Genomic DNA, 21,984 nt, shown 5'->3' with positions numbered 1-21,984 from the left:
GGAAAGTAACAGGGGATATCGGCATCGATTGGAAATTGGCGGATAACAGCCCAGCGCCGGCAGCTATTCTCGTCGCTCGAGTTCCGCACCCAGTTCCTCGAGTAGGCCGAAGAATCCGGGGAAGGAGACGTCGACGTGGTCGGCACCCTCGATCGTCGTCTCGCCGTCGGCGACCAGTCCAGCGAGCGCGAGCGCCATGATGATACGGTGGTCCGCTCGCCCCTGTACGGTCGCGCCCTCGAGTTCCGACGAACCGCCGTGGATGGTCAGCGAATCCCGTTCTTCGGTCGTTGCGACGCCCATCTTGCCGAGTTCCTCGGCCATCGCGCTCACCCGGTCGGTCTCCTTGTAGCGAACGTGCTCGGCGTTCGTGATGTGAGTGTCGCCGTCCGCGACCGCACCGAGGGTCGCGATCGTCGGGAGGAGGTCGGGCGTGTCCTCCACGTCGACCTCGATTCCGGAAAGTGAGGCCCGAGAGACGTCGATCGTCCCTGCATCCCGGTCCCAGTCGACGTCGGTGCCCATGCGCTCGACGACGTCGACGATGGCGCTATCGCCCTGCGCGCTGGGCTGTGCGCCCTCGATGCGGACGCCCTCCTCGCCGGCGATCGCACCCGCCGCCAGCGGGTACGAGATCGAGGAGAAATCGCCGGGCACCGCGTACTCGCCGCCCGCAGGGTCGTAGGACTGGCCACCGTCGACTGCGAATCCCACGTCCGTCTTCCGCGCCTCGACGCCGAAGTCCGCGAGCACCTCGAGCGTGATGTCGACGTACGGCGCCGATTTGAGTTCGGTCTCGAGGTCGATTTCCAGCCCGTCCTCGGTGACCGCACCGGCCATCAGCAGGGCAGTGATGTACTGTGAGGAGACGTCGCCGGGGATCGACACCTCGCCGCCCGCGAGCGGGCCGGTGACGACCAACGGTGCCTGCCCGTTCCCGCGGGTGCTGTATGCGGTCGCGCCGAGATCGCCGAGCGCCTCGAGCAGCGGCCCCTGTGGCCGCGAGCGCAGCGATCCGTCGCCGGTGAGCACCGAGGTGCCGTCGGCCAGGGCCGCCGCCGCGGTGACGAGCCGCATCGTCGTCCCGCTGTTCGCGCAGTCGATGACGTCCGCCGGGACCTCGGGGCGGCCGTCGAAGCCGGCGATCTCGAGGGTTCCGTCTTCACCCCGCTCGACGTCACCGCCGAACAGGTCGACCGCGCGGGCGGTCGCCTGCGTGTCCGCGCTCCAGAGCGCGTCGCGGACGATCGCCTCATCGGCGTAGCCGGCCGCGAGGATCGCCCGATGCGTGTAGCTCTTCGATGGCGGTGCCCGCGCCGTCCCCGCGACGCTCGAGGGTGTGATCGTGACGTTCATGCTCGACGTGTCGCACGGTCCGCCTATGACGGTACCGATTGTGGACGTTTTCGAGCGCCAGTGTCCGCTCGAGCGTCCGGTGGTGGTGGCAGCTCAGGGACAGCCGATCGACGACGCGATCCCGAGCAGCGGTTCCCCGTCGATGAGACTCGAGATCTCGTAATTCAGGTCGTCGCAGGCCCAGAAGACGCTCTGTATGCGCCCGTCGCGGCGGTAGGCCGTCCGACCGTCGAACTCGGTCTCCTCGAGCGCGTCGGGTCTGAACCGTTGGACCTCCCGAACGGCGATAAAGAGCTCTTTCGCGATCACGTTCGGATCGTTGTACCACAGCGTCGTGGTCGTCCCGAACCGATCGGCTTTTTCGACGACGGTGACCCGATCGAGAACGTAGGGTTCGGGTACGTCCGGCTGGGGGAGCGTATACGGGACGGCGTCGTCGGCGGCCGCCAGGGAGTCGAAGACCCCCTTGGGCTCGGGACCGTCGGTGACGACGGTCGCACCCGACGGCGGCTCGTACGTGAACGTTCCCGACTCGAGTGGCTCGTTGATCGAGAGGTTCTCGTACGTGACGGTCAGTTCGTGACGCGTCTCGCCGTCGTCGCTGATCGTGTTCTGCTCTTTGACCGGATACCCGTACGCGTCGTCGATCCAGACGGTTCGGGATACGTCCAATTCCTCGAGGTCGCCCGTCGCTCGCAGCGGAACGACGTACGTCGTATCCCCGACGACGAGATCGATCGTCGGCCCGATATCCTCGACCGGCGGTTGCGTCTCGATGACGTGTGTCTCGCGCCCGTCGATGGTTTCGGTCCCGTCGTGACTGAGACGGTGGTCCTCGAGGAGCGTCTCGAGGACGAGTCGCGTACTGTCTGTATCGACCTTGTTCGGGTGGTACTGCTTGTCGACCGTCTCGGCCGGCGGGTTGTACTCCCACGTCGTCGCCCGGTTCGTCACGGTAACGGAGCCGGCCGGGACGTCCGGGTCCGTCGACTCGAGGACCTCGATGCGCTGTTTCGCGGGCGGCCGACGAGCGACGCGTTCGACCCGTTCGACGGTTTCGTCCGGGGTTTCGACCGTCATGACCCGACGGGCTTCGAGGGAGGACATGTGACGACGCGTTTCGATCGCATTTCGGACGAGGTCCTCGCTCGAGGGTGGTTCGTCGTCCTCGCCCGTATACCCAACACACCCCGCGAGCGCGACTACAGCCCCCGCCGTCAGGAACCCGCGACGTTTCATACGGGACTGATAGATATATCAATTGATAAGAGTGTGGATTCGGGTCGATCCGCGACGGTCGGATCCCCGGGATTATGTGCACTGCACTCACACATCCGTTCATGAACGTGGACGTCGACCTCTCCCCGCTACGGGAGTCCCTCTCGGTCGAGGAACTGGACGGCTATCTGATCGATGACGACGCGTCGGACTCGGACCAGCGGTACGTCTCCGGCTTCACCGCGCCGGATCCCTACCAGACGCTCGTCACCCAAACGGGCGTCCACCTGCTCGTCTCCGGCCTCGAGTACGGGCGCGCGAGCACCGAGGCCAGCGCGGACTCGGTCACCCGGCGGGCCGCGTACGACTACCAGCAACTGGTAGCGGAACACGGCCGATACGAGGGGAAGAACCGGATGCTGTCGGCCTTTCTCGAGGACCACGAGGTAGCGTCCGTCGCCGTCCCACGGAACTTCCCGACGGGGACCGCGGACGGACTCCGCGAGCACGGGCTCGCGGTGACGGTCGAACGCGAGGGGATCGTGACGGACATCCGCGCGACGAAAACGGACTGGGAAGTCGACCAGATCCGGGCGAGCCAGCGGGCCAACGAAGCCGCGATGGCGACCGCGGAGGAGCTGATTGCCACCGCGGACGTCGAAGACGGGATCCTCGTCCGCGACGGCGACCCCCTCACCAGCGAGGACGTTAAAGAGGAGATCGAGGTCACCTTGCTCCGCCACGGCTGTGCGCTCGACGAGACCATCGTCGCCTGCGGGGCCGACGGCGCGGATCCCCACGATCGCGGCAGCGGGCCGCTCGAGCCCGACGAGCTGATCGTGATCGACATCTTCCCACGGGACAAGGAGACGGGCTACTTCGCGGACATGACCCGGACGTTCGCCCGCGGCGACCCCGGCGAAGAGGCCCGACGTCGGTACGAAGTTACCCGTAAGGCGTACGAGGCGGCCCTCGAGACCGTCGCGGCCGGCGTCACCGGCGCCGAGGTTCACGACGTGGCCTGCGACGTGATCGAAGATGCGGGCTACGCAACCCTCCGGAGCGATCCCAACACCGAGACGGGATTCATCCACAGCACCGGCCACGGCGTTGGCCTCGACATCCACGAGGAGCCCAGCGTCTCACCGGCCGGCGACGAACTCGAACCCGGTCACGTCATCTCGATCGAACCTGGCATCTACGACCCCGCCGTCGGCGGCGTCCGCATCGAGGATCTGGTCGTCGTTACCGAAGACGGCTACGAGAACCTGACCGACTATCGGATCGGGCTCGAGCCGACGGCCGGCGATAGACAGTAGAGGAAAGTGGGTTGGCGCGCGCTGTCCCGTGGTGAGCCGACAGCGAACCACGGGACGAAGACGTGCGAGGGATGAGCGAGTGGAACGAGCGAATCGGCTGGGGAGGGCGTGGCGGTTCCCTGTTGCCACGATAGCAGGACGCTATAGTAGTCATTACAACTATTCATAACTGATCGCACAGCTTCGTGCGATCCGGTGTGCAGTGACTTGCAGTAGCTACTATAGTTGCCTCAGCGATACCCGCTCTCGTCCGCGCCCCGCGCCGCGTCGATCCGCTCGAACTGATCGTCGCTCAACTCGAGCGAAACCGCGCCGACGTTCTCCTCGAGCTGGTCGGGCGTCCGCGCGCCGACGATCGGCACGCAGGTAAACCGATCCTGGTCCATCAGCCAGCGCAGCGAGACCTGCGCGGGCGTCGCGTCGACCTCGTCGGCGACGGATTCGACGGCCTCGAGGACTTCCCACGCGGTCTCGCTGGTGTATCGATCCTCGAAGAGATCGGTGAGGCTACCGCGGGCACCGTCGGGCGCGACGACGGCTCCGTCCTCGGCACGCTCGTACTTTCCGGTTAAAAACCCGCCGGCCAGCGGCGAGTACGGACAGACGGCGATGTCCTGATCCGCACAGACGTCGAGATAGTCGCCCACGTCGTCCGTATTCGCGGCGTTGAACATCGGCTGGGTGACGTCGAACCGCTCGAGGCCCTCGACGTCGCTAGTCCACAGCGCCTTCGTGAGCTTCCAGGCGGCCATGCTCGAGGCTCCCAGATAGTGCACCTTGCCTTCGCGGACGAGTTCGGTGAGCGTCCGCATCGTCTCCCGGATCGGCGTGTCGTCGTCCCAGCGGTGGATGTAGTAGAGATCGAGGTAGTCCGTGCCCAGCCGCTCGAGGGTGCCCTCGATCTGGGCGCGGATGTGCTTGCGCCCGAGGCCGGAGTCGTTCGGTCCGGGTTCGCCCCGGCCATCGTACGGGAAGTAGACCTTCGAGGCGAGGACGACGTCCTCGCGGTGGTGGCCCCGATCCTCGAGCCACTCGCCGATCCAGCGTTCACTTTTGCCGTTGGGATCGCCGTAGACGTTCGCGGTGTCGATGAAGTTGATGCCGTGCTCCCAGCAGGCGTCGAGGAGGTCGTGGGCCTCCTCGCGGTTCGTCTCGACGGTCCCGTCGCTCTCCTTTCCGAAACGCCACGTGCCGAAACAGAGCTTCGATACCGTCGTGCCCGTGTTGCCGAGCGTCGTGTACTCCATGGAAGGTGGTTCAGTAGCGAGGGTCAAAACGAGTGGGGAAGCGGCGACTGCCTGCGATAGGCAGTCGATGATCGTCTCGAGTTCGTCCGCCGTTTCGTCACTCGGGGCACCGTAGTACTGCTCGAGTGACACACCTTCCGTCGATCGTCGGACGACATCACTGAAACTCTCCTCTTCGAGTTTTTCGGCTCTGAGACGATCGGACGCATCGTCTGTCAATGAGATCGTTTTCACGTTCTGTGAGTGTACTACCTCCATCACAAAAATCTACCTCGAGGCGGAACGAAGACCCTCTCTCCGCCGAGACCGATAGGGGCCTTCTCAAAGATCCGACTCCGGGACGGTCGTTGGCCGAGTCCCGAAGCTACAAACCACTCGACAGTCACCTCCCGATGATGAATTACTGGTGGCGGCGTATCGTCCTCTCGCTGGTCGCCGTTCTCGTCCTCGTGCTCGTCTACGCCGGGCTCTATCAGCTGGGGATGGCCGCCTTCGAAGGGGAAACGAAGACGTACGCGCAGTCGATCCAGACCGTCATCGAGACGCTGACGACGGCCGGCTTCGGCGGTGATGCCCCCTGGGAGAGCACCGTCATGAACCTGTTCGTGGTCGTAATGAATCTCACGGGCGTCCTGCTCGTCTTCCTCGCATTACCGCTGATCGTCGTGCCGCTGTTCCGGCAGGCCCTCGAGGATCGGCCGCCGGAGACGACCGACCTCACCGATCACGTCGTCATCTGCTCGTACACACCACGATCCGACGTGCTCGCACAGGAGCTCGAGGCGGCGAACGAGCCCTACGTCTTCGTCGACGACGACGCCGAGCTCGTCGTCGATCTCAACAATGAGGGGACCAACGCCATCTACGGCGAACTCGATCAGGAGGAAACGCTGCGTGCGGCGAACGCCGGCGATGCCAGCGCACTCGTCACCGACATCGACGACGAGACCAACGCGATGGTGATCCTCACGGCGCGAGAGCTCTCGAGCGATCTCGAGATCGTCAGCGTCGTCGAGAACGGCGACGTCGCGAGTTACCACCGCTACGCCGGGGCCGACGAGGTCGTCCGCCCGCGGCGGGTGCTCGGCCAGAGCCTCGCGGCGAAGGCGACGACGACGGTTTCGGCCGAACTCCGGGACACGATCGAGCTCAGCGAGGACCTCGCGGTGACCGAACTGCTGGTCCAGGATCACAGCGACCTCGTCGGACAGACGATCCCTGAATCGGGGATCCGGGACCGCATGGGAATCACCGTCATCGGTGCCTGGTTCAACGGCGAGTTCGTCCCCGTCCCCGGCTCGGAAAACGTGATCGACGGCAACACGATCCTGCTCGTCGCCGGTCGCCGCGACGACCTCACCGAGCTGAAATCGCGGACGGTATCGTCGCTGCCCCACAACCCGGATCGGGTCGTCGTCGGCGGGTACGGTGTCGTCGGACGAACCGCGGTCGAAACCCTGGCATCTGGCGGTGTCTCGACATCTGTCGTCGATCTCGAGGACAAACCGGGAGTCGACATCGTCGGCAGCGTTACCGACGAAGCGATTCTCGAGACTGCCGACGTCGCCGACTCGAGGGCGGTCATTCTTACGCTCAACGACGACGCGACGACGATCTACGCGACGCTGGTTCTCAAGCAGGTCGCCCCCGATATCGAGATCATCGCGCGAGCGAACGAGACCGAGAACGTTCCGAAGTTCTACCGCGCGGGGGCCGAGTACGTCCTGTCGCTGTCGACGGTGACCGGTCGGATGCTCGACTCCATCCTGATCGAGGGCGAGGAGATCCTCACGCCCGAAACCCAGTTCGAACTCGTTCGGACGACCGCCCCGAGGATCGTCGGCCGGAGCCTGGGCGAGGTGGACCTGCGGGCGCGAACCGGGTGTACCATCGTCGCGGTCGAGCGCGGCGACGAACTGCTGACCGACCTCGGGCCGGAGTTCGTCGTCCGCGAGGACGACATGCTGATCGTCGCGGGAAGCGACGACGCAGTCAATCGGTTCGTCGCGTTCGCGTGCTGATCCTCGGAACGGTGGGGAAACGGAACGGTCCGTCGCGAGCGATCGGTCGCCGGTTCCATCCAGCTACGACTCGATCGTCGGGATATCGAACGCGACCGTCAGATCGTCGTCCGAGCGCGCGACGTTGAGGATGTGCTCGATGAACGCGGTCTTCCCCTCGGAGTAGGCGACGAGGTCGTCGTGGTCGGCTGCCAGATCGCGCTTCAGCGTTTCGTACTCCGTACGGAGCGCGGGGTACGCGCGAAGGACGTCGCGCGTGACGACGCTGATCTTCCAGCCGTCGCTCGAGGTCGCGAAGACGTGATCGTTGAACCGCTGACCACCGTCGCAGCGAAAGACGGGATGCCACTGATCGCTGTTCTCGATGCGGTCCCCGCCGAGTTCGGACTTGAGCGTCCGGGAGACGTCGCTCACCGCATCGTCCGCGACGACGATATCGAGGTCGACAATATCTTTCGAGGCGAGGTTGGGGACAGCGGTCGATCCGACGTGTTCGATTTGCTCTACGGTAGCCTCGAGAGATTCGCTGGTCAACACGTCGGACACGCGGTCACGTTCGGCGACGAAGCACTCGCGCCACGTGTCGTGTCTGGCCGGAACGAGTTCGATCGGATCGTCGTTCGCATTGACCATTGTTTCGCGGACACGTGTCTGACACTTGAATCCTACCATCCGAACGGAACCCAACGTCCGTCGGCGGTTGCAGTTCTGGTACACCTCACTTGGCCACTAGCAAAACCACCGGGACTGCCTCACTCGAACGACGGCAACACGTCCGCCGCGTAGAACTCGATCGCTTTCTCCTGGTCGGGTCCGATCTGGTGGAAATAGACGTGATCGTAGCCGGCGTCGATTGCCTGCTCAATGCTGTCGATGTGGGCCTGCGGGTCGGGCTCGGTAGTCGTGCCTGCTTCAGCGATATCTTCTTTTTCGACCATCTCCGCCGCCTGCTCGAAGTGGGCCGGCGTCGGGAGCTCCTGACCGAGTTCGCCGGGGATCGAGCCGTTGGGCCACTGTTCGTAGACGGTTTCGATCGCTTCGTCCTCGCTGTCGGCGTAGCAGCCGTGTAGCTGGGTGTATTTCGGCCCGTCACCGCCGGCGCCCTCGTAGGCCTCGACCGGCTCCGATTTCGGGCCCGAACACCACAGCCCGTCCGCTGTCTCCGCGACCCATTCGGCCGTCTGCGGGCCGAAGGCGCTCCCGATCGTCGTCGGCTGCTCGTCGGGCACGGTGTAGAGCCGCGCGTTCTCTACCGTATAGTACTCGCCGTGGTGGCTCGTTGTCTGGCCGGTCCAGAGGGAGCGCATGACGTCCATCGCCTCGTCTAACATCTCGAGGCGCACGCCGTGTTCGGGCCAGTGCTCGCCGGTGACGTGTTCGTTCAGGTTTTCGCCGGTGCCGACACCGAAGGTAAACCGGTCGCCGAGCATCTCGTCGACGGTCGCAACGGCGTGGGCGACGTTGACCGGGTGGATCCGGATCGTCGGGCAGGTGACGCCCACGCCGACCTCGATGTCGTCGGTCACCGTCGCGATGCCGCCGAGCGTCGACCAGACGAACGGCGACTCCCCCTGCGCCGAGACCCACGGGTGAAAGTGATCCGAGATCGAGAGGAAGTCGAAGCCGGCGTCCTCGGCGCGGCGGGCGATCTCGACGAGCTCGTTCGGGCCGTGTTCCTCGCTCGAGAGGGTGTATCCGAGCTGTGTCATTCCCGAACCTCTACCACGAATCGGGGGGTAACGGTTGAGCCTGCGAGGGCAGGATCCGATGCCGGGTCGCCGGTTGCTGTGCCGTGAGTACCGGTAAGCGAAATCTCTCCCTCGGTGACGGCCGCCGTCTTTATACACACTTAGGAGAGAGGTATGGAGAACAGTCTCTTCGCACCCCATGACGTGGCAACTGACGCCGTACACCGTCCCGCTATTGCTCGCGACACTCCTCGCGACCGTCGGTGCGATCGTCACGTGGCGACACCGGTCCGGGCCGGTCGAAACCTGGGGGTCGAGCGTTCAGCTCTCGGTCGGTCTGTGGGCGTTTCTGACACTGTGCACCGTCTCGAGCGTCCCGCTGGAGCTGAAGCTGTTCTGGTTTCGGTCGTTTCTGGTAGTACCACCGTTACTGACCGTTACAACCCTGTGTTTTGTGTTTCACTTTACCGGTCGCGGTGACTGGCTCACCCGCCCTCGTCTCGTCGCTCTCTTCCTCTTTCCCGTCGCAACGCTCGTTCTCGTCGCGACGAACCACGTTCACGGGTACATGTTCGTCGACCCGCGGGTCGCGCACGGCTCGGTCTCTCTCCTCGAGTACGATTTGCAATGGGGGACGTACGCGGTCTTCGGACTGTCGTACGCGCTCGTGGTGGTCCACAGCACGATGCTCTCGCTGAAGATCTTGCGCTCGCGAAACGTCTATCGGCGGATCGCCTTCGTTATCATCGTGACCACCGTTGGCTCCACGTCGATGACGCTCTTTTCGCTCGCAGAGGTGAGTCCGGCCCCTCCTCACTTCATGCTGCTGCCGCTTGCCTATCTCGCGTTCGGCACGCTGCTCATCGTCGGGACCTCGAGTATCACGGTCGCCAAGAAGGTCCCCGTCGATCGGCTGCTCTCGGTACTGGGCTCGCAACGCGGAGCCGTGGTGCCGCTGGCCAGGGACTTCGTCGTCGAAGCGGTCGACAACGGGATCATCGTTTTCGACCGGAACGATCGCGTCGTCGACGTCAACTCGACTGCAAAGCGGCTGGCCGGGGGTGGCCGGCCGGTCGGCAAACACGTGACGGCGCTCGTCCCGTCCGAGATCGTCCTCCGAGCCGGCGACCTCGAGGCCGTCCTCGACGGCTCGGAGCCGGTCCGTGAACTTCGGGAGGAACTGTGGGTCCGGCTCGACGACCGAGAGCGGTGTTACGACGTTCGGGTTTCGGCACTCGGCGACGATGACGACCCCGTCGGACACGTCGCCCTGATTCACGACATCACCGAACAGAAACGCCGCGAGGACCAACTCCGAGCGCGGGAACAGGAACTCGAACTCCAGAAGGAGCAACTCGAGTATCAGAACGAACGGCTCGACCGGTTCGCGGGAATCGTCTCCCACGACCTCCGGAACCCGCTCAACGTCGCACAGGGCTATCTCGAGACGATACTGAGCGAGGTCGAGGACACCGACGCTGACGACGGGCCGGCGGAGGTTTCCGTCAGCGTCGAGTACCTCGAGGAAGTGGAGCGCTCACACGACCGGATGGGCGACATCATCGAGGACGCGCTCGCGCTCGCCCGGCAGGGGAAGGCGATTACGGAAACCGAGTCGGTCACTCTCTCGGTCGTTGCCAAGGACGCGTGGGCGAACGTCGAGACGCGGAAGGCGACGCTTGAACTCGGCGACGACTGCTCGGTCGTCGCCGATCGGGACCGACTGCTGAACGTCTTCGAGAACCTGTTCCGAAACAGTCTGGAACACGGAACGCCCAGCGACGAGGAGGACGACCATGCGAGTCCGACCGTTCGTGTCGGTCGTCTCGCCGATGGAACTGGGTTCTACGTCGAAGACAACGGCCCCGGGATTCCGGACGACCGAAAGGAATCGGTGCTGGAAGAGGGATATACGACGGCTACCGACGGGACCGGATTCGGGCTCGCGATCGTCCGGGACGTCGTCACGGCCCACGGCTGGTCGATCGCAGTGACCGACGCCGCCGACGGCGGTGCGCGATTCGAAATTTCGGGCGTCGATCAGTCCGATGTCGACGACCCCGCCCTGCCGCCACTCGGTAGGCGGAGCACCGAGTGATCCCGATCGGTTCGGGGCCGCGAGCCGGGGGCGAACTCGACCGCGGTACGCTGCGAGACGCGGACGGCAACAGCTTTCGAGGTGGAGCCACAGGCTGGTAACGATGGCCACCGAGACGGACGGCGATGATCGTGTCTACTACGTGATCAGCGATCTCCACATCGGCGGCGACGAACAGCTCGAGGACGCTGCGTTTCTCGGCGAGCTGCGCGCCTTCCTCGAGCGGCTGGCGCGGACCGACGAGAACGCGGAATTGATCATCAACGGCGACGCGTTCGGGCTCTGGGAGTTCACGACGGTCGACGGGCTCGAGAAGTTCGAGGTCCTGGAGGAGACGTATCCGGAGCTGTTCGAGCAACTTCGAGCGACGGGGGAGAATATCCCTATCACGCTGCTGCCGGGGAATCACGACCACGAGCTCGCGGCGTACGACGAGTACGTCGATCGGTTCGCGGCGTACAACGTGGACCTCGTTCAGGACCAGTCGATCGTTCGAACGGTCGGCGACCAGGCGATCCACTTCGAGCACGGCCACCAGCAGGACGCCAACAACCGGATCGAGGACTGGGGGAACCCCTACGCGACGCCGCTGGGCTACTACTACAACACGCTCGTGACGAGCCGGGCGGGTCAGCTCTCCGACCGCGGCCGGTACAACTGGCTGAAGGACGTGCAGGCGGTCACCCCGACCGAGCGAATGCCGATCTGGCTCCTCTCGAAGTACTTCTACCGGGAGATGAATCCGCTGATACGCTACTCGCTGGTGCCGTTCCTGTTGCTGTTCAATATCAGCGCCCTCCTCTCGGTACTGGCGGGGCTGCATCTGACGGGGATCTGGTCGCTACCGGTTACCTGGACGGAGGCGTTCCTCGAGCAGTTCGGCAGGGCCGGCACCGCGGCCTGGTTCCTCCTCACGCTCAACGTCGCCGTCGCCGGGCTGCTCCTGCTCATCGGGATTCCGCTGTACTTCATCCGTCGAGACATCAGGAAGACGATCGATCGCTTCGGCGTGTTCGAGACGGAGCTCACCGTCGATCCGGTCGAATCGTACGAGGAGCGCGCTCGCGAGGTCTTCGCGGCGGAGCCGGAGACGACGATCTTCTGCTTCGGGCACACCCACCGCCCGATGTTGAAGGAAGTCGACGGCGGCGTGCTGGTCAACACGGGCACGTGGCTCAAGCGCCTCCACCGTCGCGACGGGATCATCGGAATCCTCCCGCCGGTGTTCTACCCGTCGTACCAGCTGGCCGCCGTTCGCATCGCGCCCGAGTCAGAGAGCGAGACCGCGTCAGATGCCGCGGGCGTCGCCGTCGAGTTCGAGCGGTTCACGAAACCGAGCCCCGCGACGGAGGAACTGACGCGCACCGAGCGGTTCTTCACGGTCGGCCGCGAGCCCGTCCCCGACCTGCCGGATCGCCACGTCGTCGAGAATCCGGAACCGGAGACGGTCCACGCGCCGGAAGCGACCGACTGATCGGCTCGAGTCCGGCACCGAAATCGGGCGCTCGTGGAGTCGTGGACGATGCTCGTCGCTCGGGCCTCGTGCGGTCCGTAGCCGAGAGACGGTCCCAGTCGAAGTACCCCGAAAAACTATAGATAAACTTCCGCGCAAGCGGGTCGGATCGGTATCGGCGGAATCGAACCGCTTACCCGGCACCCGCAGCTACCGACCCGTATGACAGCCGTAGTCGATGCGACGGACCTCGAGAAGCGCTACGGCGAGACGGTGGCGCTGTCGGGGGCGTCGCTGTCCGTCGAGAGCGGCGAGGTGTTCGGACTGATCGGGCCGAACGGGGCCGGCAAGACGACGCTCGTCCGCGCGCTGACGGGGACGACCGAGCCCGATACGGGAACGGCGCGGATCCTCGGCGAGTCGCCGGCGGCCGTCGATCGCGACCGGCTCGGCGTCTTGCCACAGGAGTTCTCGCCGCCGGCCCGCCTCAGCGCCCGCGAACTCCTGTCTTACTACGCGGGACTGTACGACGACCCGCGCGATCCCGACGACGTCCTCGCCGACGTCGGTCTGGTCGACGCCGGCGAAACCTGGTACGAGGACCTTTCGGGCGGGCAGCAACGGCGCGTCTGCGTCGGCTCCGCGCTGGTCAACGACCCCGACCTCCTCTTTCTCGACGAGCCGACGACCGGCATCGACCCCGCCGGTCGTCGCACCGTCTGGGGGCTGATCGAGGATCTCGCCGCCGGCGGGACGACCGTCGTCCTCACGACCCACGACATGGCCGAAGCCGAACGCCTCGCCGACCGCATCGGCCTGCTCGCCGATGGGAGCCTCGTCGCGCAGGGCACACCCGAGGCCCTCGTCCGCGACCACGGCGGCTCGAGCCGACTCACGATCGAAACGGCGGCCGATCCGGACGCCTTCGCCGACCTCGAGTACCCAGTCGAACGCGCGGCGGGTGGTCGGGGCCGAAACCCGGACAGTGGCGTTATCGTCCGCGACATCGAGCCCGCCGCGATCGGGACGGTGGTCGACTACCTCGAGGCGCGCGATATCGAGTACACCGAGCTCTCGTGGGCCGAACCGGACCTCGAGGACGTCTATCTCGAACTGGCCGACGCGACCGAGCGAGCGCGGACGGAGCGACTGGGCGGCGGGGACGGCGGAACCGGCGAATCGGATCTCGCACAGGCGGGTGAGACGGCGTGAGTCGGATGGGACGCGTTCGCGCCGAAACCAGCGCCGGCTGGCGCTCGTTCGTCCGCCGGCGGACGGCGGTCTTCTTCACCTTCTTCTTCCCGGTGATCCTGATCGTCATCTTCGGCGCGCTGATCCGCACCGATCCCGCGGGCGGCGGCCTGTTCACCGAGCCGGCGGCGTTCTACGTGCCGGGCTACCTCGCGGTGGTCGTCCTCTTCACGCCGCTGTCGCGGATGGGCAGCGAGGTCGCGCGCCACCGCGAGGGGAGCCGCTTCGAGAAGCTCGCGACGACACCGCTGACCCGCGGCGAGTGGTTGCTCGCCCAGACGGCCGTCAACGCAGCGATCATCGGGCTCGCCAGCCTGCTCATCCTCGGACTCGTCATACTGCTGACCGGCGCCGAGATCGTCTTCTCGCCGCTGCTGGTGCCGTACGTCCTCGTCGGCGTCGTCTGCTTCTGCGGCGTCGGCGCGATGCTCGGCAGCTACACCGACTCACAGGACGGCGCGGTCGCCGCCAGTAACGGGATCGGGCTCCCGCTGCTCTTCCTCTCTGAGACCTTCGTCTCGCTCGAGCAGCTCCCCGGCTGGTTCGAGCCGCTCGTTAACCTTTCGCCGCTGACGCACTTCGCTCGAGGCGTGCGGGCGGCGACCTATTCGGGGTCGGAGACGCCCGCGGTGGCCGGCGTCGATCCCGCGCTCGCGAACCTCGGTATTCTCGCCGTCCTCGCCGTCCTCGCGTTCGCGCTGGGCGCGCGGTCGATCCCCCAAACGGACTGACAGAGGGGAGCGCTCGCCCGCGAGAACGAACCGATTTACGCCCGGCACTCGAATCGTCGCCAATCAGTATGCGCTCAGGCCACCCCACGGAGCAGGCTGTCGGTATGGAGTACTACGTCAGCGACGCCGACGGCGTCGGCGGCCGCCTTCGCGAGGACGACGCGGACTTTCAGGTGCGCGAACTCGAGCGCTTCGACACCGAGCCGGTCGACGCGCCGACGGACGCCTATCCGCATCTCGTCTTCCGCGCGACGTTGCAGGGGTGGGACACCAACGACTTCGCCTCGCGGCTCTCGGACGCGCTCGGCATCTCCCGCGAGCAGGTCAACTGGGCGGGGACGAAGGACAAGTACGCGATAACGACGCAGCTGTTCTCGGTCTACGGCGCCGACCCCGAGGACCTCCCCGAAATCGACGGGGTCGAGATCGAGGTCCTGGGGCGGGCCGGCCGGAACCTCGAGTTCGGCGACCTCGCGGGCAACGAGTTCGAACTCGTCGTCACTGATCCCGAGCGGCCGGAAAGCGCCGCGACAATCACGGACGAATTGAGCGAGTTCGGCGGCCTCGAGGCCGCCGCCGGTGACGACAGCGATTCGGACGCCGAAGCCGACGCGTCCATCGGCGTCCCCAACTTCTTCGGCCAGCAGCGCTTCGGGAGCCGTCGGCCGGTTACCCACAACGTAGGGCTCGCGATCGCTCGCGACGACTGGGAGGGTGCGGTGATGGCCTATCTCGGCAACCCGACCGAGGCGGAACCGGAGGGGACGCAGGAAGCTAGAGCCTTTGTCGAGGAAACCCGCGACTGGCAGGAGGCCCTCGAGCGGGTGCCACACCGCCTCCGCTACGAGCGCTCGATGATCCACGCGCTGGCCGAGTACGACGGCGACCCCGGGCCCGAACAGTTCAGAGAGGCCCTCGAGCGGGTCCCATCGAACCTCCAGCGGCTGTTCGTCCACGCGGCACAGTCCTACGCGTTCAACCTGATGCTGAGCGAGCGCCTCGAGCGCGGCCTGCCGTTCGATCGGCCGGTCGCTGGCGACGTCGTCTGCTTCGCCGATACCGACGCCCCCGACGGACTCGAACTCCCCGACACGGACCGCCTCCAGCGCGTCGACGAGCGCCGGGTCGAGTCGGTGACCCGCCACTGCGAGCGCGGCCGGGCGTTCGTCACCGCGCCGCTGGTCGGCACCGAGACGGAGCTCGCCGACGGCGAGCAGGGGGAAATCGAACGCGCGGTCCTCGACGAACTGGGGCTCGGGACGGCGGATTTCGATCTGCCAGGGGAGTTCGACTCCAGCGGGACGCGCCGCGCGATGCTTCTCCGGACGGACCTGCGCCTCGAGACGGACCCGCTGACCCTCGAGTTCGCGCTTCCGAAGGGATCGTACGCGACTGTCGTCTCGCGGGAGTACCTGAAGGTCGATCCGGTCGATCTCGGCTGACCGGCACCGACTCGATACCGTCGCTCCCGACGCGACAGCCGGCGGGTTTTAGGTCGGTATGGCGAGTACCCAACGAGCGTGATGGCCACCGCGACTCAGTGTCCGACGACGAGGGTCGTTCGAGAATGATCGGGACGAGCGAGACCCGCGAGATCGTCGACTGGCGGAAGACGACCGAGGACGGGAAAACGGTGTACGAAATCGAGTACAGCGAACCCGTCCCGGAACCGACGGGGCGATCGAAGACGCTGTTCGGCGCGAGCAGCGGCGGGACGGTTCCGGCGGGCGATCAGTACTTCGAGCTGCCGGACGGTGAACGGATCCCCGCGTCGGAAGCGGTGTTCGACGCCGAGGGGACGACGCTGCGAGTGCGCCGCCGGTCGTCAGTCGTGGCTCGGCTCCGGCGATATCTCCCGTGGTGACGTAGCCACCGTTCACGCGCTCACTCGAGGTACTCCCGGAGAACGGCGCCGAACCCGGCGGCACCGATACAGATCGCGAGGATGCCGCCGACACCGGTCAGTGCGAGCGCGCCGCTCAGAGCGGCGGCGACCAGCAGCCGCTTGAACCACTCGTCGTTGCGCCCGACGAGTCGGTCGGCGATCGCGAGGTAGGCGATCGCAGCACCGACCGCCCAGATCAGATACGCGGCCAGGGCGAGCGGAATTGCGACGATGGCCCCGATGATGGTGATGAACAGGAGCAAGATCACCAGCACGATCGCTATCAGAGAGACGATCCCGTAGGCGAAGGTCCCCACGGGGTCCTCGAGCACGTCCCCCATCATCCGGTCGGTGTACTCGGGAACGATCGCGATCAGGATCGCGCCGACGACCAGCGTGGTCAGAAAAGCGCCGATCGCGCCGCCGAGGAGTCCGCCGGTCGCTCCGATATCGACGTTGACGCCGGGATCAGCCTGTGCGATACCTGCAACCGCGAGAGTCGCGTTTTCGAGTCCACTCATATTCCGTAACTGACCGTCGAGGCTATATACTGTGGTGGTGGCGACCCCCGGGTTCGCTGATAGCTTTTTCCTCGTTCGGGCCCTACTACACCCGTGCACAGCAAACGCTTACAGCGGGAGGTCGACGAGCTCGTCGCTCAGGGCTGGACGATCGAGGAGGAGACGCCGGATCGGGTCGTGATGGTCGATCGGGAGTTCGGTTCGGTGCTCTCACACGTCGTCGTCGCGCTCCTCACGTTCTGGTTCTCGATGGGAGTCGGAAACCTCGTCTGGGGTGCCTACAATTACATCAGCAAGTCTCGACGCCGCGTCCTCTGGGACGACGCGACCAACTGTCCGTCGTGTGGCGCGGACGTTCCGCAGTCGGCCGACTACTGTCCGACCTGCGGCGACGACCTCGAGTCGGTCACCGAGCCGAGCGGCGGGATAACCTGTCCGGAGTGCGACGCCGTCGCGGCCGAGGGGTCGCGGTTCTGTCCGGCCTGCGGGACGAAACTCGCGGGCACGTTCGGCGAGTCCGCCGGGAACCGAACTGATACGTAGCTCGCTCGCTACGCAACGACCAGGCAATGGAACTGGACTCGGACCCCCACATTCTGCTGACGAACGACGACGGGATCGACGCGCCCGGCATCCGGGGACTGTACGACGCGCTTTCGGCGGTCGGCACGGTCACCGTCGTCGCGCCCGACCGAAACCGAAGCGCGGTCGGCCGATCGCTCTCCTACGGTCGGACGAAGTCGTCGGACGACGACGACCTCTCGGTGGATCTGGCCGACAGCGCCTTCACCGTCCCGGTCCCCCACACCGACCACGAACTCGGCTACGCCGTCGACGGAACCCCCTGCGACTGCGCCATCGTCGGCACGAAGGGCCTCGAGCCGGCACCCGACATCGTGGTCTCGGGCTGTAACTCCGGGGCGAACCTCGGCGCGTACGTCTTTTCCCGATCGGGAACCGTCAGCGCCGCCATGGAGGCCGCGTTCCTCGGGACGCCGTCGATCGCCGTCTCGCTGGACACGCTGGGCTACGACGAGGAACTCGAGCCGGCGGATTTCGAGCGAGCGGGCGAAATCACAGCAGACCTCGTCGCCGGCGCGCCCGGCACCGGGCTGTTCGACCGCGTCGATTACCTGAACGTCAACGTTCCCCGGCCCGATCGCGAACCGAACGGTTTCGCGCTGACGCGACCGACCGAAATCTACGAGATGGACGCCACGTTCGAGGACGGCGCGTTTCAGCTGACCAACCGACTCTGGCAGCAGATGGCCAACCGGGACATTCCCGACGGGGAGGACACCGACCGCCACGCCGTCCTCGAGGAAGAAGTGTCGATCTCTCCGCTCAGGGTCCCCTACGAGATCGTCGACGCGGAACCGGTTCGACGCATCCTCGACGACATTGTGTAACGCTACCTATTGATTTCCCGTCACCTCAGATGCCAGTAACATTTACACGGTCGGCTCACAACGGGTATCCAACCTATCGATATCGGACGGGAACCCTCCGGGCGAAACGATCGCGAGCGGCAGCGGAGCCTGATTCCGACTGCCGCCGATGCCGCCGTCCGGGGAACGGGCACGTCTCGAAGCGGTCGAGCCTCGAGTCACCGTCGAACGACCGAATCGGGGCGAAAACAGGCCTGTTTTACATCCGCCTCCCCATCCACCGATATGGAGTGTCGTCACTGTGCATCGCCGCTCGAGAAACCCGGCGACTTCTGTCTGGTCTGTCGGGAGGAAAACACCGAGGCGATCGTTCTCGAGGCGGCGCGCGACAGGGCGACCATCACGATGCTGGCCGGCGAGCCGGACGACCCGGAGGCTCGAGACCGCGATACCGATCCCGAGGGGAAGATACTCGGCGAGACGACGATCACGACGACGCCCGAAGACGGCGAGAACGAGCCGATCGAACTCCGGAACTTCGCGGGACTGATCGGCGACGAGATCCGCCGGAAACGTCCCGAAGAGGTCTACGCCGGCGGCGCGCGAACGGTGATCCGCGCCGTTCGCGAGGACGTTCACCACCCCTTCTACCGCGTCGACGACGAGGATCCGGTCGCTGCGGTGCTCGAGCGACGCGGGAACCGCGCGCTCGACGTCGTCGAGACACCGCCTTCCGAAAAGATCGGCGGGAGCCACTCGACGCTCATCGGCGGCCGAACGGGGATGCAGGCCATCCAGGCCGTCGCGGGCCACCCTCACGTCAAGAAGGTCATTCCGGGACCCATCGACGCCGGCGGGAAGGGGTCACAGTCCGGCATGCGCGCGAAAGTGACCCGCGCCGACGACGGCGGCAACGTTCGCATGCTCCTCCGAAACGGCTCGAGCGTGCAGGAAAACCGCGTCGTGACCACCGCTCGCGACCGGGAGATGGGCGAGCGGATCCGGGAGGACCTCAACGACGTGCTCACGGACGCGGAATTCCAGTAGTCGGCCTCACTGGTCGTCTCTGCGGACTGCCAGCCGCTGATGTCGATTTCCGTGTCGGGAGAATCTCGCAGCAAATATTGTGCCGGCCCGATGGAAGTGTCAGTTCCTGCTGGTTGTCCGAGGCTTAACCCGCGGGCTGTAATTAGATATAATTAGCCATGCTCGAGCGACCGGACGCCGTCCTCACCCTGATCCCGCTGTTGGCCGTCAGCGGCCTCCTGGTCCGCACGGTGATCGCGACGACGGGTGTCGGGACCGGGTTACTCGCCGCACCGCTCGCGGTAGTCGGATACCTCGCCGCGCTCGCAGTCGTCGTCCTGGAACTGCTCGCATGGCCGGTCGCCGAGCGATTCGGTAGGCCGTAAACGGGGTCGGTCCACGGAACGGCGTCTCCGCAGAAACCGTCGCGACTCAACAGGTTTAAGAATCCGCTGGCGATAGAGATGACCACTATGGCCAAGAAAGGACAGGTCGGTAGCGCTGGCCGCTTCGGTGCCCGCTACGGCCGCGTCGCACGCCGTCGCGTCAGCGAGATCGAAGACGACATGGAAAACGCCGAAGTCGACGGCGACGACGTCACTCGCGTCGGCACCGGCATCTGGAAGAACGAAGAGACCGGCGAGGTCTTCACCGGCGGCGCGTACCGCCCGGAAACCCCCGCCGGCCGCACCGTCACGCGCTCCATCCGCGCGGCCCTCGCGGAAGACGACGACGAATAACGCTCTCTACCCAGTATGAGTTACAAATGCTCCCGCTGTAAACGCGACGTCCAGCTCGACGAGTACGGCGGCGTCCGCTGTCCCTACTGCGGCCACCGCGTGCTCCTGAAGGAACGCAGCCGCGACGTCAAGGAAGTCGACGTCCAGTAACCGCCGTGTCTTCTCACGACGCGACTCTCGAGTTCGACTACGAGACGCGGTCGCGTGCCGAACTCGTTGCCGAAGCCGTCGCTCGCGAAATCGGCGAGATCGACGACGAACGCTCGCGGACGACTATCGAACGGGAAGAGGCACGTGTATTCATCGAGATCGACGCCGACGACGTCGTCGCCCTGCGAGCGGCGCTGAACACCTGGTTTTCCCTGATCGACGTCGCGGAGCGAACCGCCGACGCAGGGGTCGATATTCTCGAGTCCCGGTAGGATATCGTCCGACCAGCGAACGGCGAACCATCCCTGTACCGGCAGGCAACGCGGTCTTCGTCGTCGTCACCGAACCCGCTCTATGGCCGACCGGAACGGAACGTGGCTCGGACTGCGACGGGACGCGAAGCCGCTGGTGATCGCCGGCCTCGCGCTCGGGGTGGGGCTGGGCGGCTTCTTCGACGGCATCGTCTTCCACCAGATCCTCCAGATCCACCACATGCTGTCGTCCTACCCGGACTCGAGTATCGCGACCGACCTCGAGCTCAACGTGATGGCCGACGGGCTCTTTCACCTCGCAACCTACGTGTTCACCATCATCGGCGTCGTGTTGCTCTCTCGCGCGTGGCGGTTCCATTCGGTGCCCACGTCCGGGCGGACGCTGCTGGGTGCGGTGATCATGGGCTGGGGCGCGTTCAACCTCGTCGAGGGACTCGTCGATCACCAGCTGCTCGGGATTCACCACGTCTGGCCCGCCGGTCCCGGTCCGCTCCTCCTCTGGGACGCGCTCTTCCTGCTCTGGGGGGCGCTCTTCCTCGGCGGCGGCTACCTCGTGATTCGGACCGATAGCGCCGCGTCGCCGGGAGCCAGCGACGACACGGTCACGGCGGACGGACGCGGTCGGGACTGAGCCCGGATTCGCCGTTCTCTCTCGAGCACCCGACGTGGAAGACAAAGCTGGTCTTTATCAGTGCGGAGGGCGACGGTCGAGACATGCAAGGAAACCTGCCGCCCGAGGCACAGGAGAAAATCGAGCAGCTACAGGACCTTCAGGAGACGGCACAGGAAGTCGCCGTCCAGAAGCAGGAAGCCGAATCGAGCCTCACCGAGGCCCAGAACGCCCTCGAGGAACTCGACAACATCGACGAGGGAACGACGATGTACCGAAACGTCGGCGAACTCCTCGTCGAGACCGACTACGACCAGGCCGAAGAGGACCTCGAGGACAAGGTCGACTCGCTCGAGATCCGTCTCGAGACCCTCGAGAAGCAGGAAGAGCGCGTTCAGGACCAGTTCGAGAGCCTCCAGGAGGAGCTCGAGGACCTGCTCGGTGGCGGCATGGGCGGCGGCCCGGCCGGCCCCGGCGGCCCGGGCGCCGGCGGCGCGTAAATGCCGACTGAGGAACCGTCGGACGAGACCGTCGTCCAGACGGCCTCGGACGCCGCGGAAGGCGTCATCTTCTCACACTACAAACAGTCCGACGTGCGCGATTACGACGTGACCGCGATCTTCGAGGACGGCGTCCTCGAGGTCGACGTCTACCTCAACGCGCCGGAGGGCGAAGACGAGCCCGACCCCGAACGGGTCGCCGACGACGCCGCGCTCGCGGCGCGACAGGCGGTCGACGAGCTGTTCGAGGCGTAGCGAGCCCGGCGGGATCGGGATCGCCCCTTCTCTCGGCTCAGCGATCCAGATAGCCGCTGCCGACAAACGCGATCCCGATAACACCGACGAACAGCACCGCGCTCGCGACGGGCTCCGAAAGGGGACCGACGGAGTCAGCGACGTACCCCACTGCGACGAGCATCGCTGCAACTATTGTCGGGAGCGGATGTGCGACCAGTTGCTCACCGAAGGCCTGAAACCGCCAGTATGCCATCTCGAGGTTCGAGGCCAGCG

General features: G+C 65.8%; 25 protein-coding genes. 18 read left to right on the top strand and 7 right to left on the bottom strand.

All coding sequences use genetic code 11. The features are described from left to right. Window positions 1-63: 63 nt before the first annotated feature. Together aroA and LDB05_RS00195 are read right to left on the bottom strand one after the other, a co-directional pair. On the bottom strand, window positions 64-1,356 hold the full coding sequence (aroA, locus tag LDB05_RS00200) for a 3-phosphoshikimate 1-carboxyvinyltransferase (RefSeq protein ID WP_226005915.1): 1,293 nt from the start codon (window positions 1,354-1,356) through the stop codon (window positions 64-66). Between the two features lie 93 nt (window positions 1,357-1,449). Further along, on the bottom strand, window positions 1,450-2,595 hold the full coding sequence (locus LDB05_RS00195) for a LolA family protein (RefSeq protein WP_226005914.1): 1,146 nt from the start codon (window positions 2,593-2,595) through the stop codon (window positions 1,450-1,452). Between the two features lie 101 nt (window positions 2,596-2,696). Here LDB05_RS00195 and LDB05_RS00190 point away from each other — a divergent pair, with 101 nt between their 5' ends. Continuing rightward, entirely contained in the window at window positions 2,697-3,893 is a 1,197-nt protein-coding gene (locus LDB05_RS00190; RefSeq protein ID WP_226005913.1) for a M24 family metallopeptidase, read from the top strand. Window positions 3,894-4,123: 230 nt separating this feature from the next. Here the strand turns inward: LDB05_RS00190 and LDB05_RS00185 are convergent, their stop codons facing one another. Next, the gene (locus tag LDB05_RS00185) at window positions 4,124-5,398 is read right to left on the bottom strand and encodes an aldo/keto reductase (protein WP_226005912.1); all 1,275 of its coding nucleotides are present in this window, start codon (window positions 5,396-5,398) and stop codon (window positions 4,124-4,126) included. 137 nt (window positions 5,399-5,535) lie between these two features. Here LDB05_RS00185 and LDB05_RS00180 point away from each other — a divergent pair, with 137 nt between their 5' ends. Further along, window positions 5,536-7,161 (top strand): potassium channel family protein, encoded by a 1,626-nt coding sequence (locus LDB05_RS00180; protein ID WP_226005911.1) that lies wholly within the window; start codon window positions 5,536-5,538, stop codon window positions 7,159-7,161. A gap of 63 nt (window positions 7,162-7,224) precedes the next feature. Here LDB05_RS00180 and LDB05_RS00175 read toward each other — a convergent pair whose 3' ends face one another. Continuing rightward, entirely contained in the window at window positions 7,225-7,794 is a 570-nt protein-coding gene (locus tag LDB05_RS00175) for a GrpB family protein (protein ID WP_226005910.1), read from the bottom strand. A gap of 119 nt (window positions 7,795-7,913) precedes the next feature. After that, on the bottom strand, window positions 7,914-8,870 hold the full coding sequence (locus tag LDB05_RS00170; RefSeq protein ID WP_226005909.1) for a TIGR03557 family F420-dependent LLM class oxidoreductase: 957 nt from the start codon (window positions 8,868-8,870) through the stop codon (window positions 7,914-7,916). A gap of 178 nt (window positions 8,871-9,048) precedes the next feature. On the opposite strand from LDB05_RS00170, the gene LDB05_RS00165 reads away from it, so the two are divergent. From LDB05_RS00165 to LDB05_RS00140, 6 genes are all read left to right on the top strand, one after another. Further along, window positions 9,049-10,947 carry a histidine kinase N-terminal 7TM domain-containing protein gene (locus LDB05_RS00165; RefSeq protein WP_226005908.1) on the top strand — a complete coding sequence of 633 codons (1,899 nt, stop codon included), beginning with the start codon at window positions 9,049-9,051 and terminating at the stop codon, window positions 10,945-10,947. A 103-nt stretch (window positions 10,948-11,050) separates the two neighbouring features. Then, window positions 11,051-12,421: a metallophosphoesterase gene (locus tag LDB05_RS00160; RefSeq protein WP_226005907.1), complete on the top strand. Its 1,371-nt coding sequence runs from the start codon at window positions 11,051-11,053 to the stop codon at window positions 12,419-12,421. A 201-nt stretch (window positions 12,422-12,622) separates the two neighbouring features. Next, complete coding sequence (locus LDB05_RS00155) at window positions 12,623-13,612, top strand: ABC transporter ATP-binding protein (protein WP_226005906.1); 990 nt, start codon at window positions 12,623-12,625, stop codon at window positions 13,610-13,612. After that, window positions 13,609-14,382 carry an ABC transporter permease gene (locus LDB05_RS00150; protein WP_226005905.1) on the top strand — a complete coding sequence of 258 codons (774 nt, stop codon included), beginning with the start codon at window positions 13,609-13,611 and terminating at the stop codon, window positions 14,380-14,382. The genes LDB05_RS00155 and LDB05_RS00150 overlap by 4 nt, the downstream gene beginning before the upstream one ends. A 68-nt stretch (window positions 14,383-14,450) precedes the next feature. Beyond that, window positions 14,451-15,824 carry a tRNA pseudouridine(13) synthase TruD gene (truD, locus tag LDB05_RS00145; RefSeq protein ID WP_226005904.1) on the top strand — a complete coding sequence of 458 codons (1,374 nt, stop codon included), beginning with the start codon at window positions 14,451-14,453 and terminating at the stop codon, window positions 15,822-15,824. Window positions 15,825-15,949: 125 nt separating this feature from the next. Next, on the top strand, window positions 15,950-16,246 hold the full coding sequence (locus LDB05_RS00140) for a hypothetical protein (protein WP_226005903.1): 297 nt from the start codon (window positions 15,950-15,952) through the stop codon (window positions 16,244-16,246). A gap of 20 nt (window positions 16,247-16,266) precedes the next feature. On the opposite strand, the gene LDB05_RS00135 is transcribed toward LDB05_RS00140, so the two are convergent. Continuing rightward, a complete protein-coding gene (locus LDB05_RS00135; protein ID WP_226005902.1) occupies window positions 16,267-16,788 on the bottom strand; it encodes a DUF8173 domain-containing protein in 522 nt (173 codons plus the stop codon). Window positions 16,789-16,881: 93 nt separating this feature from the next. On the opposite strand from LDB05_RS00135, the gene LDB05_RS00130 reads away from it, so the two are divergent. The 10 genes from LDB05_RS00130 (at window position 16,882) to LDB05_RS00085 (ending at window position 21,729) form a co-directional block, all read left to right on the top strand. Continuing rightward, complete coding sequence (locus tag LDB05_RS00130; protein WP_226005901.1) at window positions 16,882-17,331, top strand: zinc ribbon domain-containing protein; 450 nt, start codon at window positions 16,882-16,884, stop codon at window positions 17,329-17,331. Window positions 17,332-17,357: 26 nt separating this feature from the next. Beyond that, entirely contained in the window at window positions 17,358-18,197 is an 840-nt protein-coding gene (gene surE, locus LDB05_RS00125) for a 5'/3'-nucleotidase SurE (protein ID WP_226005900.1), read from the top strand. 264 nt (window positions 18,198-18,461) lie between these two features. Continuing rightward, complete coding sequence (locus LDB05_RS00120; protein WP_226005899.1) at window positions 18,462-19,223, top strand: DUF2103 domain-containing protein; 762 nt, start codon at window positions 18,462-18,464, stop codon at window positions 19,221-19,223. Between the two features lie 158 nt (window positions 19,224-19,381). Further along, on the top strand, window positions 19,382-19,588 hold the full coding sequence (locus LDB05_RS00115; protein ID WP_226005898.1) for a hypothetical protein: 207 nt from the start codon (window positions 19,382-19,384) through the stop codon (window positions 19,586-19,588). 87 nt (window positions 19,589-19,675) lie between these two features. Beyond that, complete coding sequence (locus LDB05_RS00110; RefSeq protein ID WP_226005897.1) at window positions 19,676-19,942, top strand: eL43 family ribosomal protein; 267 nt, start codon at window positions 19,676-19,678, stop codon at window positions 19,940-19,942. A gap of 15 nt (window positions 19,943-19,957) precedes the next feature. Further along, window positions 19,958-20,092, top strand: coding sequence for a DNA-directed RNA polymerase subunit P (locus tag LDB05_RS00105; protein ID WP_006181151.1), 135 nt, complete (start codon window positions 19,958-19,960; stop codon window positions 20,090-20,092). Window positions 20,093-20,097: 5 nt separating this feature from the next. Next, window positions 20,098-20,364 (top strand): KEOPS complex subunit Pcc1, encoded by a 267-nt coding sequence (locus tag LDB05_RS00100; RefSeq protein ID WP_226005896.1) that lies wholly within the window; start codon window positions 20,098-20,100, stop codon window positions 20,362-20,364. 82 nt (window positions 20,365-20,446) lie between these two features. Next, entirely contained in the window at window positions 20,447-20,995 is a 549-nt protein-coding gene (locus LDB05_RS00095; RefSeq protein ID WP_226005895.1) for a DUF2243 domain-containing protein, read from the top strand. 83 nt (window positions 20,996-21,078) lie between these two features. Then, window positions 21,079-21,474 (top strand): prefoldin subunit beta, encoded by a 396-nt coding sequence (locus LDB05_RS00090; RefSeq protein WP_226005894.1) that lies wholly within the window; start codon window positions 21,079-21,081, stop codon window positions 21,472-21,474. Next, window positions 21,475-21,729, top strand: coding sequence for a DUF3194 domain-containing protein (locus tag LDB05_RS00085; RefSeq protein WP_226005893.1), 255 nt, complete (start codon window positions 21,475-21,477; stop codon window positions 21,727-21,729). A gap of 37 nt (window positions 21,730-21,766) precedes the next feature. Here the strand turns inward: LDB05_RS00085 and LDB05_RS00080 are convergent, their stop codons facing one another. Next, window positions 21,767-21,964: a hypothetical protein gene (locus tag LDB05_RS00080; protein WP_226005892.1), complete on the bottom strand. Its 198-nt coding sequence runs from the start codon at window positions 21,962-21,964 to the stop codon at window positions 21,767-21,769. Window positions 21,965-21,984 lie beyond the last annotated feature (20 nt).

This window comes from Natrinema salinisoli (genome assembly GCF_020405205.1).
In the GTDB taxonomy this organism is placed as follows: domain Archaea; phylum Halobacteriota; class Halobacteria; order Halobacteriales; family Natrialbaceae; genus Natrinema; species Natrinema salinisoli.
This window is presented reverse-complemented; position numbering and strand designations above follow the sequence as displayed.

Excerpts from the sequence above, each read along its gene's own strand:
- LDB05_RS00175 (WP_226005910.1), bottom strand. The coding sequence starts at position 7,794 with ATGGTCAATGCGAACGACGATCCGATCGAACTCGTTCCGGCCAGACAC.
- LDB05_RS00185 (WP_226005912.1), bottom strand. The coding sequence starts at position 5,398 with ATGGAGGTAGTACACTCACAGAACGTGAAAACGATCTCATTGACAGAC.
- LDB05_RS00135 (WP_226005902.1), bottom strand. The coding sequence starts at position 16,788 with ATGAGTGGACTCGAAAACGCGACTCTCGCGGTTGCAGGTATCGCACAG.
- LDB05_RS00110 (WP_226005897.1), top strand. The coding sequence starts at position 19,676 with ATGGCCAAGAAAGGACAGGTCGGTAGCGCTGGCCGCTTCGGTGCCCGC.
- LDB05_RS00085 (WP_226005893.1), top strand. The coding sequence starts at position 21,475 with ATGCCGACTGAGGAACCGTCGGACGAGACCGTCGTCCAGACGGCCTCG.
- LDB05_RS00115 (WP_226005898.1), top strand. The coding sequence starts at position 19,382 with ATGCTCGAGCGACCGGACGCCGTCCTCACCCTGATCCCGCTGTTGGCC.
- LDB05_RS00090 (WP_226005894.1), top strand. The coding sequence starts at position 21,079 with ATGCAAGGAAACCTGCCGCCCGAGGCACAGGAGAAAATCGAGCAGCTA.
- LDB05_RS00095 (WP_226005895.1), top strand. The coding sequence starts at position 20,447 with ATGGCCGACCGGAACGGAACGTGGCTCGGACTGCGACGGGACGCGAAG.
- LDB05_RS00170 (WP_226005909.1), bottom strand. The coding sequence starts at position 8,870 with ATGACACAGCTCGGATACACCCTCTCGAGCGAGGAACACGGCCCGAAC.
- surE (WP_226005900.1), top strand. The coding sequence starts at position 17,358 with ATGGAACTGGACTCGGACCCCCACATTCTGCTGACGAACGACGACGGG.
- LDB05_RS00160 (WP_226005907.1), top strand. The coding sequence starts at position 11,051 with ATGGCCACCGAGACGGACGGCGATGATCGTGTCTACTACGTGATCAGC.
- LDB05_RS00140 (WP_226005903.1), top strand. The coding sequence starts at position 15,950 with ATGATCGGGACGAGCGAGACCCGCGAGATCGTCGACTGGCGGAAGACG.
- LDB05_RS00165 (WP_226005908.1), top strand. The coding sequence starts at position 9,049 with ATGACGTGGCAACTGACGCCGTACACCGTCCCGCTATTGCTCGCGACA.
- LDB05_RS00195 (WP_226005914.1), bottom strand. The coding sequence starts at position 2,595 with ATGAAACGTCGCGGGTTCCTGACGGCGGGGGCTGTAGTCGCGCTCGCG.
- truD (WP_226005904.1), top strand. The coding sequence starts at position 14,451 with ATGCGCTCAGGCCACCCCACGGAGCAGGCTGTCGGTATGGAGTACTAC.
- LDB05_RS00105 (WP_006181151.1), top strand. The coding sequence starts at position 19,958 with ATGAGTTACAAATGCTCCCGCTGTAAACGCGACGTCCAGCTCGACGAG.
- LDB05_RS00180 (WP_226005911.1), top strand. The coding sequence starts at position 5,536 with ATGAATTACTGGTGGCGGCGTATCGTCCTCTCGCTGGTCGCCGTTCTC.
- LDB05_RS00080 (WP_226005892.1), bottom strand. The coding sequence starts at position 21,964 with ATGGCATACTGGCGGTTTCAGGCCTTCGGTGAGCAACTGGTCGCACAT.
- LDB05_RS00120 (WP_226005899.1), top strand. The coding sequence starts at position 18,462 with ATGGAGTGTCGTCACTGTGCATCGCCGCTCGAGAAACCCGGCGACTTC.
- LDB05_RS00190 (WP_226005913.1), top strand. The coding sequence starts at position 2,697 with ATGAACGTGGACGTCGACCTCTCCCCGCTACGGGAGTCCCTCTCGGTC.
- aroA (WP_226005915.1), bottom strand. The coding sequence starts at position 1,356 with ATGAACGTCACGATCACACCCTCGAGCGTCGCGGGGACGGCGCGGGCA.
- LDB05_RS00155 (WP_226005906.1), top strand. The coding sequence starts at position 12,623 with ATGACAGCCGTAGTCGATGCGACGGACCTCGAGAAGCGCTACGGCGAG.